This window comes from Mesobacillus sp. (assembly GCF_049588175.1).
In the GTDB taxonomy this organism is placed as follows: domain Bacteria; phylum Bacillota; class Bacilli; order Bacillales; family Cytobacillaceae; genus Mesobacillus.
Genome location: NZ_JBAVFI010000406.1, coordinates 1 through 4760 on the forward strand (window position 1 = coordinate 1; position 4760 = coordinate 4760).

The following is a 4760-nucleotide window of genomic DNA, read 5'->3' on the forward strand; positions in this document are numbered from 1 at the left end:
AGATACCCAAAAGGAAGAAAAATCCTCTGGTCTGCTTGAAAAAATCCAGCAGCTCGGCCAAACAAATGTACCTCAGCTTTCGCAGGATTCAAAAATTCATTGTCTGACGATAGTTGGTCAAATTGAGGGGCATATGCAGCTGCCGCCCCATAATAAAACAACAAAGTATGAACACTTGATACCTCAGATTGTTGCAATCGAGCAAAATCCCAATATTGAAGGCTTGCTAGTAATTTTAAATACAGTTGGCGGTGATGTTGAAGCTGGCTTGGCTATATCTGAGATGCTTGCTTCTCTTTCAAAACCGACTGTTTCATTGGTTCTAGGAGGCGGGCATTCGATTGGCGTGCCAATTGCGGTATCATGTAATTATTCCTTTATCGCGGAAACCGCGACAATGACTATTCATCCGATCCGTCTGACTGGACTAGTCATTGGCGTTCCGCAGACCTTTGAATATCTGGACAAAATGCAAGAGCGAGTGGTTAACTTTGTTACGAAACATTCCAATATTACTGAGGAAACATTTAAAGATTTAATGTTTGCAAAGGGGAATTTGACGAGGGACATTGGGACAAATGTCATCGGCAATGATGCTGTCCAATCTGGTTTAATCCATGCAGTAGGAGGCATCGGGCAGGCGATGAAGAAACTGAACGAACTAATAGACTTAAATAAACAAAAGAACGAAGTGATTGTACAATGATCTTATATACCATGATGCCTCATGACCAGGTATTCCCGCCAAGCAGCGAGGAACCGGTAAACCAGGTCATGATAACGTACAATGGCATACCGGTCTTGGCTGAATGGACTGAAAACCATGATTACCGAGTACTCCGCGTGATGAGCACGGATCCGAACCATTTTATGGACCCAGGCTGCATGCCAGGATCGAAAATTTCACTTTCTTAAACCGAAGGATTGTCCCAGTTAAACTGGCAAATATGATATAATATGGATACACTCAGCATTAGCAGCCGAATATGGCTGCTTTTCTTCTTAATGAAGTTCGAGAAAGGTTATGAATGATTATGCTGTTAGTGAAGCTATAAATATAAGGTGATAAAATGGCCAAAAAGAAAAGACGGCAATCCAGAAAGAAAAATAATACTTTAAAGACTACTGTTCAATATGAACTTGCCGGATTAGCTCTGCTTGCACTGTCCATCATTGCGATGGCTGATCTTGGTGCTGTTGGAAGAGCGACAGTAATGTTTTTCCGCTTTTTTTCAGGGGAATGGTTTATGCTCAACCTGATAGGGCTCGTCGTCTTCAGCATTTATATAATGTGGAAACGGAGTCTTCCATTTATCTTTCACACAAAGTTAATTGGTACATATTTGATTGTAAGTGCAATCTTGTTGTTAAGTCATGTCACGTTATTTGAGTTATTGTCAAATGGCGGAAAGTTCGAGAATCCAAGTGTCATAAAAAATACCTTTGATTTATTTGTCATGGAAGCGAAAGGTGAAACAAGCACAACGGATCTTGGCGGCGGGATGATTGGCGCAATCATGTTTGCGCTATTTTATTATTTGTTCGATGCAGCTGGATCCCAGCTTGTTGCTTTTGTGTTAATTATCATTGGTACTATACTTGTTACTGGCAAAACATTCGGCGAGGCTGCAGGGAAAATTCTTGTGCCAATAGGCGGTTTTGTTAAAGAACAATGGAACTCATTTATAGAGGACCTTAAGCAATGGAAAGAGAATCAACAGCAGAAGACCTCGGCTAGGCGAGAAGCCCGCCAAACGGAAAGAACAAACAGTCAGGTGCCTGTCACAGAAGGACCTGTGCACCGTACAGTTGAATTGGCAGAAGAACCAGCCGCACCAGAACCAATCATTTCAAGTTTTGCCGAACGTGCATATGCAAGTCCGGAGGCCAACCAGCAGCCTTCTAAGTCTGATAAGCCTAAAAAGGATAAGCAGGATGAAGGTGAAGAGCTGCAGCAGCCAATTGCTTTTACCGAAGTTGAAAATACTGCTTATGAGCTGCCGCCATTAAGTATTTTAAAGCCTCCAAATAAAACAGACCAAAGTGGGGAGTACGAATTAATCCATGCAAATGCAGCTAAGCTTGAAAGGACTTTTCAGAGTTTCGGTGTAAAAGCGAGAGTTACACAGGTACATCTTGGACCTGCTGTTACTAAGTATGAGGTACATCCAGATGTGGGGGTTAAAGTCAGCAGAATAGTGAGCTTGAATGATGACCTTGCATTGGCGCTTGCAGCCAAGGATATCCGGATCGAAGCGCCGATTCCCGGAAAATCGGCTATAGGTATTGAAGTTCCCAATTCTGAAGTTGCAATGGTTTCATTAAGAGAAGTAATCGAATCGAAGCAGCATAATAAGCCAGGATCGAAGCTGCAGATAGGATTAGGCAGAGATATCACGGGCGAAGCAGTACTGGCCGAGTTAAATAAAATGCCCCATTTACTCGTAGCCGGCGCAACTGGCAGCGGTAAAAGTGTTTGTATCAATGGAATTATCACAAGCATTCTCATGAGGGCTAAACCCCACGAGGTAAAGCTGATGATGATTGACCCCAAAATGGTTGAATTGAATGTCTACAACGGAGTTCCGCATTTATTGGCTCCTGTCGTTACGGATGCGAAGAAAGCCTCCCAGGCACTTAAGAAAGTTGTCAACGAAATGGAAAGGCGCTATGAGCTCTTCTCGCATACGGGTACTAGAAATATAGAAGGCTATAACGAATATATTAAACGATATAACAGTGAAGAAGAGGCGAAACAGCCATTGCTTCCTTTTATCGTCGTCATTGTTGATGAGCTTGCTGATTTAATGATGGTAGCATCTTCTGATGTAGAAGATTCAATCACACGCCTGGCACAAATGGCACGTGCAGCTGGAATCCATTTGATCATCGCAACCCAGCGTCCGTCTGTCGATGTCATAACTGGTGTTATTAAGGCCAATATTCCTTCGAGGATTGCTTTTGCCGTGTCTTCGATGACCGATTCCCGCACCATTCTTGATATGGGCGGCGCAGAAAAGCTTTTAGGCAGAGGGGATATGCTGTTCCTGCCTGTTGGGGCTTCCAAGCCTGTAAGGGTGCAAGGAGCGTTCCTGTCAGATGAAGAGGTAGAAGAAGTCGTCAACTATGTAATAGGACAGCAGAAGGCGCAGTATCAGGAGGAAATGATTCCTGAGGATATCCCAGAAAACACTTCTGAAGTAGAAGATGATCTATATGGTGATGCAGTTGACCTTGTTGTCGAGATGCAAACCGCATCTGTATCCATGCTGCAGAGAAGGTTTAGGATTGGGTATTCCAGAGCGGCAAGGCTGATAGATGAAATGGAGCTGCGAGGAATAGTGGGTCCTTACGAGGGAAGCAAACCAAGGAATGTGCTGGTTGCAAAGTCAGAGGAAGCATAAGTTGAAAACCAAACACAAGTGGAAAAAGCCGGACAACCTAGTCCGGCTTTTTATATTTTTATAGTACATTCATATCAGATGAAAATAATAATGTCATACTATTAAAAACGCTTTCAAAATATAATTATACCAAAAATATAGGCTTTTGGTACCGGAAAAAATGGCAAATCTGTTTATCTTAGCTTTTTTCGACAAAATGTTGAAACGCTATTTATTTATGTTAAAAAAAGTGTTATAGTATTTTCGATTAGTAGGAATGCTATACATCAGATGTCTGATGTCTTTGAGCAAAAAGGTTGGAGGAAGCCTCATGTCGATCAAGTCAGATAACCGGCACCTGTATTTACAAGTAATTGATCACCTGAAGCAAGATATTCAAAAGGGTGTTTATAAAGAAAGAGAAAAACTCCCATCTGAATTTGATCTTGCCAAACAGCTTGGAGTTAGCAGGGCAACACTCCGCGAAGCTTTACGTATTCTTGAAGAAGAAAACGTCATTATCCGCAGACATGGAGTGGGAACCTTTGTCAATGCCAAACCACTGTTTTCATCAGGTATTGAACAGCTTAACAGTGTGACGGCGATGATTGAGCAGGCAGGGATGAAGCCTGGTACAATCTTCTTGAACTCAACGACTACAGGACCTACCGAAGAGGATATCCGCCGTTTCTCATGTTCGATGGATGACGAAATCACTTTGATTGAAAGGGTAAGGACTGCCAATGGGGAACCGGTTGTCTATTGTTTAGACAAAATTCCCGAGAAAATCCTGCCAGGCGATTTCTCTCATGAAGATGAATCACTGCTTCATCTGCTCGAGATTAAATCCAACAGGAAAGTTACATACGCAGTTGCCCAGATTGAGCCAATTGGCTATCATGAGAAGATTTCTCCCGTTCTTGAATGTGATCCTGAAACTGCCCTGCTAGTTTTAAAGCAGATGCATTTCGACGAAAACGACGTGCCGATCCTTTATTCGGTCAACTATTTTAAAGCCGATAAGTTCAGTTTTCATGTCCTTAGAAAAAGAGTTTAATTTTTTTAATGAAATGAAAACGCTAACTGAATGGTTTTTCAGAACATTCCTGCAAAATCGACAAACATTCTCTGGGGGGTACAAACCTTGAAAAAGCGTAAATTTGGTTTGGTAATGTCATTGCTTTTGGCAGCAGGCACAATGTTAGCTGGTTGTGGCGGCGATGATAAAGGCGGCGACAAAGACAAGAAGTCCGATTTAAAAGTTGGTATGGTTACTGATGCAGGTACAATTGATGACAAGTCGTTCAACCAGGGTACTTGGGAAGGAATCCTAAAGGCAGAAGATGAGTTTGGAGTAAACACAAAGTATCTTAAGCC

At 42.3% G+C, this 4760-nt stretch carries 5 protein-coding genes; all 5 read left to right on the forward strand.

Features of this window, described 5'->3' with window-relative positions; all coding sequences use genetic code 11:
- Positions 1–706, forward strand: a 706-nt coding sequence (locus WB217_RS10180) for a ClpP family protease (RefSeq protein WP_423993079.1), incomplete at its 5' end; no start/stop codon positions are given.
- Positions 703–915, forward strand: coding sequence for a YlzJ-like family protein (locus WB217_RS10185; RefSeq protein WP_423993081.1), 213 nt, complete (start codon positions 703–705; stop codon positions 913–915). The genes WB217_RS10180 and WB217_RS10185, both read left to right, overlap by 4 nt.
- Positions 916–1070: 155 nt before the next feature.
- Positions 1071–3404 carry a DNA translocase FtsK gene (locus tag WB217_RS10190; protein WP_423993083.1) on the forward strand — a complete coding sequence of 778 codons (2334 nt, stop codon included), beginning with the start codon at positions 1071–1073 and terminating at the stop codon, positions 3402–3404.
- Positions 3405–3714: 310 nt separating this feature from the next.
- Complete coding sequence (locus WB217_RS10195) at positions 3715–4440, forward strand: GntR family transcriptional regulator (RefSeq protein WP_423993085.1); 726 nt, start codon at positions 3715–3717, stop codon at positions 4438–4440.
- An 87-nt stretch (positions 4441–4527) separates the two neighbouring features.
- On the forward strand, positions 4528–4760 hold a 233-nt coding region (locus WB217_RS10200), incomplete at its 3' end, for a BMP family ABC transporter substrate-binding protein (RefSeq protein ID WP_423993087.1).

Excerpts from the sequence above, each read along its gene's own strand:
- WB217_RS10185 (WP_423993081.1), top strand. The coding sequence starts at position 703 with ATGATCTTATATACCATGATGCCTCATGACCAGGTATTCCCGCCAAGC.
- WB217_RS10190 (WP_423993083.1), top strand. The coding sequence starts at position 1,071 with ATGGCCAAAAAGAAAAGACGGCAATCCAGAAAGAAAAATAATACTTTA.
- WB217_RS10195 (WP_423993085.1), top strand. The coding sequence starts at position 3,715 with ATGTCGATCAAGTCAGATAACCGGCACCTGTATTTACAAGTAATTGAT.